Source organism: Pseudomonas sp. BNK-15, from assembly GCF_047456105.1.
GTDB classification, from domain to species: Bacteria; Pseudomonadota; Gammaproteobacteria; order Pseudomonadales; family Pseudomonadaceae; genus Aquipseudomonas; species Aquipseudomonas putida_E.
In genome coordinates, this window is sequence record NZ_CP179898.1 from 2,159,021 (window position 1) to 2,175,453 (window position 16,433).

Annotated in this window: 1 protein-coding gene; it reads right to left on the reverse strand. The window is 64.0% G+C overall.

All coding sequences use genetic code 11. The annotated features are described in order from the left end of the window. Positions 1 to 19: 19 nt before the first annotated feature. Positions 20 to 16,429, reverse strand: a complete 16,410-nt coding sequence (locus tag ACMGF5_RS09955; protein ID WP_414157758.1) for a filamentous hemagglutinin N-terminal domain-containing protein — start codon at positions 16,427 to 16,429, stop codon at positions 20 to 22. Positions 16,430 to 16,433 lie beyond the last annotated feature (4 nt).

The following is a 16,433-nucleotide window of genomic DNA, read 5'->3' on the forward strand; positions in this document are numbered from 1 at the left end:
CCCTAATTAATCCATGTTTTCAACGACGAACAGGTGGTAAAGAATCCGGCGGAAGTGGAACATGTGTATCCCCCTGCCCTATACCAGGTTTACCTGTTGCTGGATTCATCGGTTGTTTGCCGGAGTTCTGCCAACGCCAGTATCCGTTCTCGTATCCTGGAACAGGTGATGAACCGGGTGGCATAACTCTAATGTGTTCTCCTTTCGCTGGATCAGTACCAGCTGGAAAGTAGATTTCACCGCCATTTCGCCCCGGTCGACTGACCCACCCTGCCGGAATGACCGGTGCCTGTGGGGGGTTTGATATCTCTTCTACAGCTTTTGGAGTCTTCGATCCGCCTTTTGCGCCAACGGAGCTACCGCCCATGGTCGCACTCAGCAACGTTGAGCCTAGCACGGAAAGGAACCGACTCCCATCTCCCCCTTCGAGCGCGCTCAATTCACTTGCGATGATATTCTGCGCGTCTTGGTTACTACTGCTAATCACATATCCGATGACAACGGATGCGCCATATTCACCTTGAGCAGCTGCTTCTTTAGCTAACGCTCTGAGTTTCGGCTCGTCGGCACTGAGCTTCGCGGAAATATCCTCGCATCTCCCAGGATTATTACGACACAAGTCGGCCAACTTTTTATTGCGACCTTCATCCAGTTCTGCATATTCCTCTCGTACATCTTGTACGCACCCATCATCCGCGCAGGCTTTTTCTTTCGCGCGCTTATCTTCAACTTCTTCATGTGTAAGATAATTATATTGCGTCGAGTAGCTCGCCACCCACGCTCCCATTTGCGAGCTGTCGCCGTCTCCGTTGGCCGCAGCAGCAGCTAAAACACCCAATAACTGTGAGTTCATTAACAGTAACTGCTGCTTTTTCTCAGGCTCCATTTCCGCATAATGCTGCGCAAGGGTATTTACTAACGCCTCATTGGGCCCGGCTGCAACTGCGCCAGTTTTGAAATCGCCTCCAGCCGCCTCCGCTGCCAGCCCGCCCATCACCGCATGGAGTGTAACTTTGGCGGCGCCTCCTTGCTGAAGGTCGAAGCGATTACCCAAATCGCCAACCAGATTGAACCCAGCAGCTGCGAATGTACTGGCAAGGCTACTACGCAGCGCATCACTCAACGCGCTGTCACCACCGAGAGCACGATCCAGCACAGTCGAAGTACCGTTTTGAAGAAGCTGGTTGCCTGCAAAGCGACCAATGCCGTCCCAAGTGGAAAGCCCCCCGGCTGGCAATACGGCGCCACTATTAGGCAGCGCGGTTGAGGTTGCCGTTTCGGTCGCTGTCCAGTCATCGAACACACCGGTGGTCAAACCTGCGGTAATTCCCGAAACCACATAACCACGAAGCGCATCAGAGGACGTCACATCCTTGAGCACCAGGCCCAAGTTGCCTCGATTGTTGATCGTGCTTATGGTCGCTCCGCTTGCCGCACTGGCGGCGATCGAGGATAGCGCCACGTTCGCCCATCCTGCCGCTACGGTCGAACCCGCTGCCGCGCCACCAGCCACGGCACTGGCCGTGGCCGTGCCACTGGCCGCCATGGCTGTCCCGGAACCTGCGGTCGCACCTGCTGCGGACCCCAAGGCTGCACTGGCGGCACCCGCCGTGAGGTAGGTGACGATGATCGCGATGATCAACTGCGCCGCGACACCCAACCCTGCGCTGTTGTATTTGAAGGAGTCGTGCACTTCCTTCACTTGCCGCCAGTCGACATCACCTCGCGCCTCGGCGTCTTTCAGCCAGGCCAGTTGCGGGTCTTGCTGGACCATCAGATCGATGGTCTCTCTGACGCTCTTCTGATCTACCTGCCTAATATCGATCCTTAAGCTATCGGCAGCCTTGATCAGTACCTCACCACTGGCCAGCAAATGGCTCTGACGCAATGTTTCATCGGTGTTGCCCCTGCCTTTGGCGCTGTTCCAGCCAAGGCTGTTCTTGCTCTTGACGTGACTCTCCTGATGCAGGTCCTTGACCGCTTCGAAGGTCACTGCGCCGCCACTGTCGATGATCAGGTCTGCACCACTGTCGAGCTTGGCCGCCTGGTACAACTGGTCACCACCGCTGACCAACATCAGGTCGCCACCTGTGCTGATCGCGCTGCCGACGTTGGTAACCTGGGTGATTTCATCGCGTTTGGTGTACTTGCTGCCGAAGCTGCCCTTCTTTTTCTTGTCGTACAGCGAGTAGTCCAGATCCTCCGCCGCCAGTAAGGCAAGTTGACCGCCTGCCACCAGATAGGCTTCGTCGCCGGCACTGATGCGGCTGGCACTCAGGGCCAGGTCCTGGCCGGCGCTGATGGAGACATCGGTACCGGCTGTCAGCACGGTGGACACCTGGCTGACATGGTCTTCCTGGGTCTTGAGCTTCTTCGAGGTGTACGCCGAATGGGTCTCGTCCGCCGCCGACATCAAGGTCACGTCACCCGTGGCGCTGATTTCAATGGCGCGCTGCGCCTCGATCTGGCTGGCCACCGCGGTGAGGTCGCGCCCTGCCACGGCGGTGAAATCGCGCCCGGCACTCACGCTGGAGCCGTTCTGAGTCACCGACTGGGTGGTGGTGCGCCCATAGGCGGCGCTGTCGATGGCCTCGGCGGAACCCAGCAAAATGTCCCGACCGGCCTTGATTGAGGTGTCGCGCCCGCTTTGCAGTACTCCGCCAACGCTGACGAAATCTCGCCCGACGCCGATGCTCAAGTCGTTGGCGGCCTCGATGCGCGCGGCGCTGTCGACGTAATCGGTACGTAACTGCAAGCGGGCAGCGTCGGTGACCTGGCTGGTCACCGAACGCTCGTTGATCACATCCCCCATCAGCGTGGTCATGCTGATGTCGCGACCGGAGATGATGCCACCGGCCTTGTTGATGATGTCGTTGCCGGCCAGCAGGTCGACCCGGTTACCCGCCTGGATCAGGCCACTGTTGACGATGTCGTTGCCAGCTGCGGCCGAGAGGTTGCTGCTGGCGCGCAGGGTGCCGACGTTGAGCAGATCTTGCCCAGCCACCAGGTTGACGTCATTGCCCGCCACCAATGCGCCATTGGGTGCCAGGCGGTTGTTGGCATTGGCCATGTACAGCACGGGTACCAGCACCTTCTCGCCGTTGACCGTGACCTCTTCCAGCCAGACGATATCGTGCGTCAGCGCCGCCACCTGCTCCGAGGTCAGGCCCACGCCCACCGCCAGGTTCAGTTGCTGTTTGCTGGCGATGGCGTTGTCCATCAGGTACTTGAACATCTGCTCGTCGCTGGTCTGGCCGGCCAGGAAGCGCTGCCCGGTGGCTGCCACCACGGCTTGCTGGAGCAGGCGCTGCTCGTAGAAGCCGTCGCCCAAGCGCTTGGCGCTTTCGTCCGGGTTGTAGCCCAGGCCGGCCAGCAGGTAGTCGGAGCTCATGAACTGCTTGAGGTCGGTGAGCAACGGGCTGGTTTCGACCAGGTACTTGTGCGGCTGAGACGCGAAGGTGCGGTCCGGTAGGCCTGTGACCCGGTCGATGCTCAGCCCGGCCGCGTCCGTCAGTTGCGCGCTGCCTGGCGAGGTGACGGCCGAGCGGCCGTCGGCACTTGGCGTGCCGGGGCGATCGGCCGCCGAAACCACGGCCTGGCTTGCCGGCGACAAGGGGGCGACGGTGGTCACCTGTGCAGGTTGCACGGCGGCCACATCGGTCAGCCCGTCACGTGCTTGCGGCGCCAGGTCGTTGCGGCCAGTGGACTGCCCGGCTACTGTGGTTTCGCGGCTGCCGGAAGCCAGTCCCGGTACGTTCGCCGGGCCTGTCGAGCTCCCTGGGGTGCTGACGACGATCTGGGTGTCGCGGTTCGCCTCGATACCGGCAAGCTCGACAGACTGGCCGGTGGCGCTGAGCGAGCCGGCGGCATCGCCGGAAGGCGCCTGGCTGCCGATGCCATCGTTGCGGGTGACTCCACCGGACTGGCTGCGGCCCGATTGCCAGGTGCCGTTGTTGACGCTGCCAACCGCAGACACATCGACCGCACTCGCCGTGGCGCCCAACGTGCCAGCTTCGCGCGCTGCGACCGAGAGTTGCTGCGTGCTGGCCCAGAGCTGGGCATTCTCGCCCACCTGCAAGGTACGCCCGGTCGTGCCCGGCAGTGCCTGCTCGCGTTGTGCTAGGTCAATGCTGGCAGCGCCCAGGGTCCAGTTGCCGGCGCCGCTACCTGTCTGGCTGGCCTGGCCCGCGCTCGCCGCCTGGTCGCTCAGGCGGAACAGGCCGTTGGGGTTGGTCGGCAGGCTGAAGCCCGGCAAGCTCAACGGGTTGATCTGCTGCTGGGCGAGGTTGGGTGGCAACTGCCGGTTCAGCACAATCACTGGTGCCAAGCCAGTGCCCGTAGCACTGGTATTCAGCCCCCTTGCAGCCCCAGTGGTCGCTTGGCTGTAGGCCCGCTCGACGCTGTTGGAAATATTGCTGGACGCGGTGATGGCAAGCGCGCCACCTGCCTGAACGACCGAAGGCAGGAAGTTGGAACCCGCATTTTCAACGCGTTGTGTGAGGAACGGTGTCGCAGCCTGAACGGCCGCCGGAGCGCTGCTGGGTTGCCCACTGCCGTAGTTGGCGGGGAAAATGAATTCTGCGTACCTGTATTTGTCACCCCCTTTCATATAAGTGGTGTCTAGCCTCATGCTGCCGAAATCGACCCAAGAAATGGTGTCCCCCTTGCCAATGGGCCGACTGCCGCTGGTAATCGGCGCCATGGTTTGCTGACCTGCCGCGTTCCAGAAGCGGAGCCCGCCCGTGTAGCCAGGGTCATTGTCAGCGTTGTACTGGGCGATGAGTTTCCACAGCCCCGAGCCGGGTATGCCGATGTCGATGTATTTCAGCTCTGAATAGCCGTTGAGCGACGTGCCGGTATTGGCAAACGAGCCAGTGTTGATATTTATGTTACCGACGGCGCTGACCGTGGAATCGGAGTTGGCGAATACGTCGCTTGCTACGTTCAGGTTCTGCCCGGAGATTAGGCTGGCCTGCTTCTCGACCTGGCCTACAGCCTCATAGCTGTAGGTCTGGCCCCAGACCAAATGGGAGCGACTCGCAAGGGCAGTACTACCATCTTTGTAGCTTGAACAGCTGTGACAGCGCACGCCGATGTAGCCCGACTCCAGCGTCGGCGTGAGGCTGAAGTCGACGCGCTTGTTGCTGACGGTGCTGGCCGCGATGGTGAAGTCGCCAACGCTTTCCATCGTCCCGGAAATGTTTTCCAGCAGGGCCGAGCGATTGCCCTGGGCGTCCCGAGCTACCCGGATCGCGCCCAGGCTGTAGATATCGCCCTGGCGGTTGGTCAGGCTTTGGGTGTACAGCGCCATGTCCGTGCCGCTGTAGATGAAACCGCCCTGGTTCGACAGGTTGCCGGTGCTCAGGGTCAGGGCCTGGGCGCTGCCCAGCGAACCGTAGTTGTCGATGCCACCCGCCTGGACCGTGAGGCTGGACGCCGACGTCAGGCGTCCGGCATTGCTCAGCAGGCCACCGACATTGAGCGTGCCGTCTGCGCCGGAAGCGAGGCTGCCGCTGCCACCCAGGGTCAGCTGGCCGAGGCCGGCGTTCATGGCGCCAAGGCTGCTGATACGCCCGCTGACGTTCAGGCTACCGGCAAGGCTGAGGTCGAGCCCGCCATCACTGGCGATCAACCCTGCCGTGTTCCAGTTGTTGCCGCTGCCGCTGAAACGCTCCGAGGCCAGCAGTTGCCCACCGGCCGCCTGGTTCAGTTCACCGACATTGACGGTCAGGCGTCCGGCCTGGATCACGCTGCTGTTGGTCCAGCTGGCCGCTGTCAGGGTCAGCCCGCCACGGGTGACCAGGGTGCCGCCGCTGTTGGTGATGTTGGCCGTGGAAATGTCGAAAGTGCCGCTGCCGCCGTGCAGCACGGTGCCATCGAGGTTGCTCAGACCGCTGGTGTTGAGGGTCAGGTCGGCGTTGGCCACCTCGACCCTGCCGTTGCGGTTGTCGAAGCCGCCGCCAATCTGGAACTCGCTCTTGCCGGCCGTGGCCAGGGCGCGCAGCTGGCCACCCTGGTTGTCTACGGCAGCCGCTGACACCAGCAATTGCGTGTCGCTTTCGATAATGCCCGAACGGTTGGCCAGCGTGTTGCCGAGGGCCAGTTCCACGCGGCTACCCGCCAACTGCCCGGCACTGTTGTCCAGGCTGCTGCCATCGACCCGCACCAGGCCTTTGGCATACAGACCGCCGCCAGCATTGACCAAGCCCGCGCTGCGGATACGCGCATCGCCCGACTGGGCGGCAACTCGGCCGCCACTGTTGTCGACGCTGCCGGCCACCAGCAGCAGTTGCTGGCCCTGCACCACACCGCCGTTGCCGGCGAGGTCGCGCCGGTTGTCGAGCAGGCCGCTGACGTTCACGTCCAGCAGCCCAGCGACGCTGGCCAGGACGCCACCCTGGTTACCCAGGCTGCCGGCCCGCTGCACCACCAGGTTGCCGCCCTGGGCCAGCAGCTTGCCGCCGCGGTTCTCCAGCGCGCCGGCGATGTCCAGCAGCACGCTGCTGCGCCCCTGTACTTCGCCTTGCTGGTTCAGCAGTTCGCCCGACTGCAACGCGACATCGGCGTTTTCGCTGTAGATCAGCCCCTGGCTGTCGTTGCGCAGGGTCGAAGCGACATTGACCTTGACCTGGTCCTTGGCCGCCAAGGTACCCAGCTGGCCGTTGTCGAAGCTGCCGGCATTGAGCGCCAGCCCGCTGCGGCTGATGATCTTGCCGCCATGGTTGAGCACCTGCCGGGCCTGCACCAACTGCAGCGCCTCGGCGCTGACCAGGGTGCCGCCGCTGTTGTCGAGGTTGCCACGCAAGTCGAGCAGCAGGCTGCCATTACCGGCGATGCGGCCACCACGGTTGTCCAGGTCACTGCCGTTGACACTCAGCAACTGCTGGGCATCGATGCTGCCGCCCAGGTTGGCCAGGGTGGCCGTGTTCAGTTGCAAGGCTGCGCCACTGGACAGCACGCCGCCGCTGTTATCGAGGCTAGCCGCATCGACGTCCATGCGCCCCTGGCTTACCAGGGCACCGTCCCCACCATTGAGCAGGGCACCGGTGAGTTGCACATCCAGGGCACCCTGGCGACTGGAGAGTGTGCCGAGGTTGCGGTTGTCGAGGCTGCCGCCTTTGAGGCTCAGCCACTGCCAACCGGACAACAGGCCGCCCTGGTTGTTGACGCTGGCGGCGGAAAGCACCAGCTGCCGTGCGCCAATCAGTTTGCCGCTGGCGTTGATCAGGTTACTGGCGGTCAGCGCCAGGTCCTGTGTGGCAGAGATCTCGCCCCCGCTGTTGTCGACACTGTCGGCGTTGATGCTCACACCCGTCTGGCCGTTGATCAGGCCAGCCGCGCTGTTGTTCACCGCGCGCGACGTCAGCGACAGGCCTTCGCCCGCCAGTAGCGCCCCGCCCTGATTGCTCAGCCTGTCGCTGTTCAGGGTCAGCTGGCCTGCCGCGCTGATCAGACCCTGCTGACCGTTGTCGAGCAGGCCACTGCTGCCCAGCAACAAGTCGCTGCGGCTGTTGAGGGTGCCCCCACGGTTGTCCACCGCGCCTGCGCTGACGCCCAGGCTGGCGGCACCGACCAGGCCCTTGAGGTTGCTCAGGGTCTGGGCGATGACCAGGTTCAGGCCCTGGCTGGCGAGTACACGGCCGCCATCGTTGTCCAGGCTACGAGCAGTGAGAGTGAAGGCCTGGGCGCTGGAGATTTCGCCCGCGCGGTTACTGACATCGGCCAGGTTGCTCAGCCGCAACGGGCCGACGCTGTTGATCAGGCCACCCTGGTTGTCCAGCTTGCCGCCTTGGAGGTCGAGACTGAGACTGGTATTGCCCGACAGTTTGCCACCCTGCTGATCGAGCCCGGTAACCGTGGCGGTCAGCGCGCCGAGGCTGCCGATGCTGCCACCGTTGATCACCTGCCCGGCGTTCAGGTCGAGGGTCTGCGCGCTGTTCAGCTTGCCGCCCCGGTTGCTCACCGCACCGGTCCCCACACTGACCGCACCTTTGGCACTGATGCTGCCCTGGTCGTTGACCAGGCTGGCACTGCGCAGGTGCAGGCGAGCATCGGTAAGCAGTTCGCCGTCGCTGTTGTCGAGCGCCCCGGCCACGGTCAAAGTCAGGTCGTCGGCACTGCCTAGGCTGCCGCCCTGGTTGTCGAGGCTGTTCGCGCTGACCACCAGCGTCGACTCACTGCTCAGCGTGCCCTGCCGGTTGCTCAGTTCGCCGCTGAAATTCAGCACCAGTGGCCGCTGCGAGAAGATCGCCCCGCCGCTGTTGTCCAGGCTGGCACCGCTCAGGTCCACGGCCTGCCCGTGCAGTTGGCCACGGGTACGGTTGAGCACCTGCAGCATCGCCAGCGTCAGCTTGCCGCCTGCGAACAGAACACCATCGTCACTGTTGTCCAGATACTGCCCGGTGAGGGTGAGGTCGCTGTTGCTGGTCAGCTCGCCTGCCCGGTTGTCCAGGCTGTCGACGGCGAGGTCCAGCACCTGGGTAGCGCCGATCAAGCCACTGCGGTTGTCCAGGCGGCTCGCGGCGACGCTGACGCGATCGGTGCCGACCAGTTGGCCACCCTGATTGTCGAGGGTACCGGCCTTCAGCTCGACCAGTGCCTTGCCGGCGATCTGGCCTTGGCCATTGTCGAGGTTGTCACTGTCGAGCGTGAGCACATTGTCGGCAATCAGGGTGCCGCGGCGGTTCAGCAACGACTCGCCAGCATGGACCGCCAGCGAACCATGGGTGCTGATCAGGCCGTCGCTGTTGTCCAGGCGCTGGCTGTCCAGCGCCAGTTGCGCCCCGCTGATACGACCGTTGCGATTGCCCAGCACCTGGTCGACGCGCAAGGCCAAATGCTGGTTGCTGACCAGCTTGCCATCACTGTTGTCGAAGCTGCGGGCGGCAAGATCGAGCGCGCCCTGGCTGGAGATCTCGCCACCCTGGTTGGTCACCGTAGCCAGGTTCTTGAGGGTCAGGCTCGGGGCATTGATCAGGCCACCATTGATCAGCGCGCCCTGGTTCAGGTCCAGGGTCAATTGGCGGTTGCTGAACAACTCGCCCTGGTCCTGGACCAGGCCAGTGACGCTGGCGTCGAGCACGCCGTTGCTGGCGATGCGCCCGCCGTTGCTGACCTGGTCGGCGTTCAGGGTCAGGTCTGCGTTGCTGATAAGCCGGCCGCCCTGGTTGTTATCCAGGCGTCCAGTAACCACGGTGGTGTTGCCCTGGCCCTTGATCAGGCCTTGCTCGCTGTTGTCCAGGCTGGCGCTTTTGAGGTTGAGCCCCTGACCGCTCTCCAGCACGCCGCCCTGGTTGAGCAACCCGGCCGCACCGTTCAGCATCAACTGGCCCGCGCTGGAGATACTGCCCGCGCGGTTGTCCAACAGCTGCCCGTCGAGACTCAGGGTGCCCTCGCTGCCGAGGCGCCCCTGGCGGTTATCGAGGCCGCCGTCAAGCGTTCCTGCGCCTTGTGCGGCAAGGCGAACCTGCAACGATTGCTGCGCGGCGAGGGTACCCTGGGCGTTGTCCAGACGGGCAGCGGCCAGGTTGATGTCACGGGCGAACACCAGGCCACGAGCCTGGTTGACCAGCCGAGCCACGGTCATTTCCAGCGAAGTGCCCGCCAGCAGCTTGCCCGCGCTGTTGTCCAGCTGGGTGACGCCAAGCGTGACCTGCTGCTGGCTGGAGATTTCCCCGCCCTGGTTGTTCACGGACTGCACCTGCAGGCGCAGTGCCTTGCGGCTGCCGACCAGGCCACCCGCGCTGTTGTCCAACTCGTCGCCGGTCAGGCTCAGCTCGCCCTCGGCCACCAGTTCGCCGCCTTGCTGTTCAAGCAGGCCGATGCTCCCCACCAGATCGCCCTGGCTGGCGATACGCCCCTTGCCGTTGCCGACTGAATCGGCCTTGAGCCCCAGCCCACCGCTGGCGCTGACCAGGCCGCCCTGATTGAGCAGCTCACCGATATCGAGGTCCAGCGCCTGCACGCCGCTGATCAGGCCTGCGCGGTTGTCCAGCTGCGCCAGATGCAACTGCATGTCCTGGTTGGCGCGCACGATCCCGCCACGGTTATCCAGCGACGTGCCCCTGAAGGTCAGGGCGTCCTGCCCGGCGAGCCGGCCGCCACGGTTGTCGAGGCGCTCGACTTGCAGCGCCATGGCGCCCTTGGCGAGCACGCTGCCACCGTTCTGGTTATCCAGCAGGCCTGCGACGCTCAGCCCCAGGCTGCCGTCGCTGACCAGGCTGCCATTGCCACTGTTGTCCAGGCTGCCAGCAGTGACCTGCAGCACGCGCCCGGCACCCAAGGTACCGCCCTGGTTGGACAGTGCACCGCCCACCTGCAGGTCAAGGGCAACATCGCTCATGACCTGGCCACGATCATTACTCAGGGACTGGGCTGCGACCTTGTTGACCCCAGCGGCGGAGACTTCGCCGGCCGCGTTGAGCAAGGCGCCAGTGATCGCCAGATCGAGGTTGGCGCCACTGCTGAACAGGCCATTGCTGTTGTCCAGGCTGGCGGCCTTGGCCGTCAGGCCGTTGGCGGTGATCTGGCCGCCGACGTTGAGCAACGCCTGACGGATGTCCAGATCGATGCCCTGGTCGCTGAGCAGGCCACCGTCACTGTTGTCGAGGCTGTCGGCCAGCAGGCCGAAACCCTGCTCACTGGAGATCTCGCCGCCTCGGTTGATGACTGTGGAAAGGTTGCGCAGCACCAATGGCCCCGGCGCGTTGATCAGGCCACCACTGTTGTTCAGCAGGCCGTGGTTCAGGTCCAGGGTCAGGGCGCTGTTGCTGTATAGCTCGCCGCCACTGCGTTGGTCCAGACCGTGCAATGAGGCCGTGAGCGCCTTGACGCTGGCAATCGTGCCGCCCAGGTTCTCTACCTGCCCGGCTTTCAGATCGAGCTGGTCGAGGCTGATGAGGCGCCCGGTCTGGTTGTTGAAAGCGCCAGTACCCAACGTTATCGAGCCATTGGCAGCGATGCGCCCAGCAGTGTTGTCGAGGCTGAGACTGGAAAGCGCCAGGGCACCGGCGGCAAGCAGCTCGCCCCCCTGGTTGCCGATGCCCTGCGCCGTGGAGAGGCGCAGGTCGGCATCGCTGCGAATCACGCCCTGGCGGTTGTTCAGTTGCCCACTCGAACCACCACCCTGCAGCAGCAGTGAAACGCCGGTCTTGCCATACAGGCTGCCTTGGGCGCTGTTGTCCATCTGCCCGGCAACGATGGTGACGGCCCGTTGGCCGGAGATGATGCCCTTGGCCTGGTTGTCCAGACGCGACAGAGTCAGTTTCAGAATGCCATTGGCGACGACCTGGCCTGCGCCACTGTTGTCCAGGGACTCGCCGTTGATGTCCAGGTCCGTAACACTGGCGATCTGGCCCGCACGGTTGTCGAGCCGCTCGACCGAGAGTGTCATGCCGTTGCCGGCATTGAGCAGACCGGCCTGACGGTTGTCCAGCGCGTGGCTCTGCACCCGCAATTGCCCGGTCGCGACCACGTTGCCACTGCGGTTATCGAACTGGCGGGCTTCGACGTCGATGTCATGCTTGCCGGTGATTCGCCCGGCAGCGTTGTTGAACAAGCTGTCGGCGCGCAATTGCAGGGCCCCGACGGCGCCCAGCACTCCCCCCTGGTTCAGCAACTGACCGCTAACGGCCAGCGCCATCGTGCCATCGCTGGCAACACGCCCCTGACCGTTATCGAGGCTCGCGGCCTCCAGGCTCAGCACCTCGCCGGCCAGCAACTGGCCAGTGCGATTGTTGACCGCACCGGTCTGGCGCAGGTCCAGGCGCGTGTCGGCCTGGACTAGGCCGGCGCTGTTGTTCAGCTCGACGCTGTTCAGCGCAACGCTGCCACCCAGAACGCGCCCTTGCTGGTTGTTCAGCAGGCTATCCACGGCCAGTTCAAGACCCTCGCGGGCCTCCAGGCTGCCTTCGCGGTTCACCAGGCTGCCCGCGCGAACATCCAGCGAGGCGGCCTTGATCTGCCCCAGGGTGTTGTCCAGGGCCTGGGCGATGCGCAGGGTCAGGCCTTGCTCGCTGAGGACCTTGCCGCCGTTGAGCAGCTCGATGGCAGCCAGTTCGAAAGCCTGGCCACTGGAAATTTCACCGCCCTGGTTGCTGACGCCGGCGAGCTGCTTCAGCAGCAATTGGCCTGGTGCGTTGATCAGCCCACCCTGGTTGTTCAAGTAGCCATTGTTCAAATCGAGGGTGACATCCGCCTGGCCGTAGAGCCGGCCACCGTCATGCTGGTCCAGGCTGGCGACCGAGGCCTGCAGTTGCCCGCTGCTGTGAATGCTGCCACCCAAGCTGTTGTCGGTAGCACCCGCATTGAGGTTAAGGTCGCCCGTGCTGTCGATCAGGCCGGCCTGGTTGAGCAGTTGGGCGCTGATGCGTGCGGCCAGGCCGCTGTCACTGCTGAGTTTGCCTGCGCGGTTGTCCAGGCTGGCGACGTTGAGTTCGGCCGCTTGCCTGGCGTACAGCACCCCCTGGCGGTTGTCCACGGCGGCGAGGCTGTCGAGAGTCAGCTGACGGTCGCTCTGAACCAGGCCTTGCCGGTTGTCCAGCGCACCGACGCTGATCACCGCCTCACCGGCCAGCAGTTGGCCGCCCTGGTTGTCGACGCCACCCTCGGCTTGCAGCGCAAGCGCGCCACTGCTGCTGACGCTACCGGCCTGGTTGACCAAGGCTCCCGCGCGGATATCCAGCTGGGCTGCCGAAACCAGGCCTTTGGTGTTTTCCAGCACACGGGCGATACGTAAGGTCAGCCCCTGCTCGCTGAGCAGCTTGCCACCGCCGTTGTCCAGTGCACCGGTGGCCAGCAGAAAACCGAGGTTGCTGGAAATTTCGCCACCGCGGTTATCGACCGACGCGACATTGTTCAGCAGCAGGCGACTGGTTGCATTCAACCGCCCACCCTGGTTGTCGAGGCGCCCCTGGTTCAGGTCGAGGGTGAGTGCGCCCTGACTGAGCAATTGCCCGTCACCGTGCTGGTCAAGAGCGCCCAGCCTGGCATCGAGCTGTTCGCCACTGCTGACCCGGCCGCCGCTACTGTTGTTCAATGCCCCGGCTTGCAGGTCGAGGCTGCGCTCGCCGCGCAGCGTGCCGTTGGCGTTGCTCAGCGTGCCGTCGAGCATTAGCCCAAGATGGTTGCCTGCGAACACCGCACCCTGCTGGTTATCCAGTTGTGCTCCACGCAGGAAAAGCTGGTCCCCGGCACTGAGATGACCTGTCTCGTTGTGCACCTCTCCTGCGCTGGTAAGCTTCAAATTTCGGTCTGCCTGGATTCGACCGTTGCGGTTGTCCAGCGTGGCAGTGGAAATCAGGCCTTCTGCGGCCTGCAGTTCGCCGTCGGCGTTGCTCAGCGTACTCTCAACGGCCAGTGTCAGGTCATCGCGTATGTTCAGCTTGCCTTGGCTGTTGCCGAGGCTACCCAGCTGCGCGTCCAGCCGCGCCGCAGAAACCAGCCCGGCCGCGTTGTCCATGGCCCTGGCGATACGCAGGGTCAGCAGTTGCTCGCTGAGCAATTTGCCGCCCCGGTTGTCCAGGCTGCTGGCATCCACGGTGAAAGTTTGGCGGCTGGAGATCTCGCCGCCCTGGTTATCGACACTGTCCAGGTTGCGCAGCAGCAACTGCCCCGGGGCGTTGAGCAGGCCGCCTTGATTGTTCAAGTGACCGTGATTCAAGTCCAGGACCAGGTCGTTCTGGCTGTAGAGCTGCCCGCCACCGGCCTGCATCAGCTCGCTGACGCTGGCTTGCACATTCTGGCCGTGGACACGCCCTGCGTTGCGGTTATCCAGTTGCGCGGCACGCAGTTGCAAAGTAGCCCCGGCGGCCAACTCGCCCTGCTGGTTGACCAGGTTGGCGCTGCTCAGTTGCAGGTTGGCACCGGCGCTGAACAGGCCACTCTGGTTGAGCAAGTCGCCTGCCAAGGCCGCTGTCAGGTCGCCGCCGCTGGTAAACTTGCCGGAACGGTTATCGAGCTCACCGGCGGTCAGCGCCACGTTTACGCCGCTGGCCAGGATGCCGTCACGGTTATCGACACGGACTGCGTTCAGCTGCAAGCGGTCGGTGGCCTGGATCCGGCCGCCCTTGTTATCCAGAGCCCCCACGTCGAGGCCGAGGTTTGCGCCCACCACCTCACCGCCACGGTTATCCAGCCCAGCTGTGGCTACAAGGCCCAGGTCATCCTCGCTTTTGAGCTTGCCAGCGCGGTTGTCCAATTGGTCGGCACGCAGTTCGAAACTGCGCACGCTGGAGATTTCGCCGCCCTGGTTGTTCACCGAGGCGAGGTTGAGCAGTTGCAGCGAGCCCGGTGCGGTGACGAGGCCGCCCTGGTTGTTCCAGCTGCCATGGTTGAGGTCCAGGCTGACACCGGCCTGGCCGTGCAGGCGGCCGGCACTGTTGTCCAGGCTGCGGACCGCGAGCTGCATGTCGCCCTGCGCGGTCAGGTTGCCGTCGTGGTTGTTCAGGGCGCCACTGACACGGGCCTCCAGGCCTGCCTGACTGCTGATCATGCCTTGCTGGTCGTTGAGCAGGCTGGCGGCGTCGAGCCACAAGCCACTGGCGGCGATCAGCCCCGCGCTGTTGCTGAGGGTACGGGCAATGCTCAGGGTCAGGCCCTGGTCACTCAACAGTTTGCCAGCACCGTTGTCGAGGCTGCTTGCGCTGACGTTGAAGGCGCGCTGGCTGGCGATTTCACCCTGACGGTTATCGACGCCATCGAGGTTGCTCAGGGTCAGTTGCCCGCTGGCGTTGATCACACCACCGCGGTTGTCCAACAGTCCGCGACGCAGGTCGAGGCTCAGGTCACCCTCGCTGACCAGGCGCCCGCCACCCTGCTGATCAAGGCTGCCGACGCTGGCCGTCAGACGCTGTTTGCTGGTGAGCTGGCCACCGCTGCGGTTGTCGAGCAGGCCCGCGGCATACAGGTCGAGCGCTTGCCCGGCTGCCACCAGGCCGGCGACGTTGTCCAGCGTTGCCACGTGCAGGGTGACTTGCCCCAGGCCCGACAATTCGCCATTGCGGTTGATCAGGCTGGTGCTGCTGACACTTAATGCACCGCTGCTGCCCAACAGCCCGCCCTGCCCGTTGAGCAGGCTCTGGCTGTTGACGCCAAGGTTGGCGCCAGCAAGCACACGCCCGTGGTTCTGGTTGTCGACCCGGGTGACCTCAAGCTGGGCATTGCGCCCGGCGCTCAGGGAGCCCCCCTGGTTGGCCAGCTCGCTGGCCGTGACCGCAACGTCCCGGCTGGCGACCAGGGTATGGCCAGTGTTGTCCAGCGACTGCGCACTAATGCGCACATCACCTTGGCTATTGCGGCTGTTGTCGGCGTTGACCCCGGCTTCAATGACGCCCTGGTTGAGCACCCGCCCTGCGCTGTCGAGGCGCACGCTGTCACGCGCTGCCAGGTTGCGCTGGTTGCGCAACTCGCCTTGGGCGCTAATGGCCAGGTCCTTGCCCGCATACACAGTCCCCTGGGCATCGACACCCTGTGCTTTGGCAGTCAGCGAGCCGCCGGCGGACACCTGGCCGAGGTTCAGCTGGCCATTGGCATCGATCTGGATATCGCCCCCGGCAATCATGTCGCCGGCCAGTTTCACTCCCACCCCAGCCTCGGTACCGACCAGGCGAATGGTATCGACGTACATGCCGCCAAGGGCCGATGAGTCGATCGCCAGCTCCGGCACTTTACTGCCATCAGCCGCCCGCGCGGTGGCCGTCAGCGTGCGGGCATCGACATCGTTGCGCCCGGCGACGATAGCCAGTTTCTTCGCCTGGATCTGTGCATTTACCTGCGCCGCCCGGGTGATGATCTCGAACTGGTCGACATTGCTCGCGTTGAGCCCCGCGCCCTGAATCGCGATAGCCCCCTGATCGACTTGGTAACGGCTCAGTTGACCGTTCTCGAGCACCGGCTTGCCAGTACTCAGGGTCACTTTTGGGGTATTGATGAAGCCGCAGCCATCGCAGCTGATGCCATGGGGGTTGGCAACGATGACGTGGGCGGCTTTGCCCGCCACTTCGGTGTAACCGCGCAACTGGCTGGGATTGGCGCCGTTGACCTCATTGAGGATGATATCGGCGGCACGACCGGAGAAATTCGGGTTGCCGACGATGATGCCGCCCAGCTGGGTGTTCTGCGTGCGCTGCGTCGCGTTATTGAGGATCAGGCCCTGGGCACCGACGTTGTATTCCTTGAAGTGGTTATGCGATAGGCCTTTGCCATTGGGCGCGGCAATGTTGACGATCGGCACGCCATTGCCTGCCTGCGCCAGCCCGGTACCTGGCGCGCTGACCGCTATACCTTCGGCCTGGGCCCACAGCGGCTGCCAGAACATCACGTTGGCCAGCAGGAACGCCAGCGCACGCTTGGGCATGCCACAGAAGGTGTCGCGTGCTTGCATGGCGGAAGAAGGCAGACGAACCATGAAGGCGAATTGGCGAACGTCCATGTAA

Coding starts and splice junctions, on each gene's coding strand:
- ACMGF5_RS09955 (WP_414157758.1), bottom strand. CDS start 16,429: ATGGACGTTCGCCAATTCGCCTTCATGGTTCGTCTGCCTTCTTCCGCC.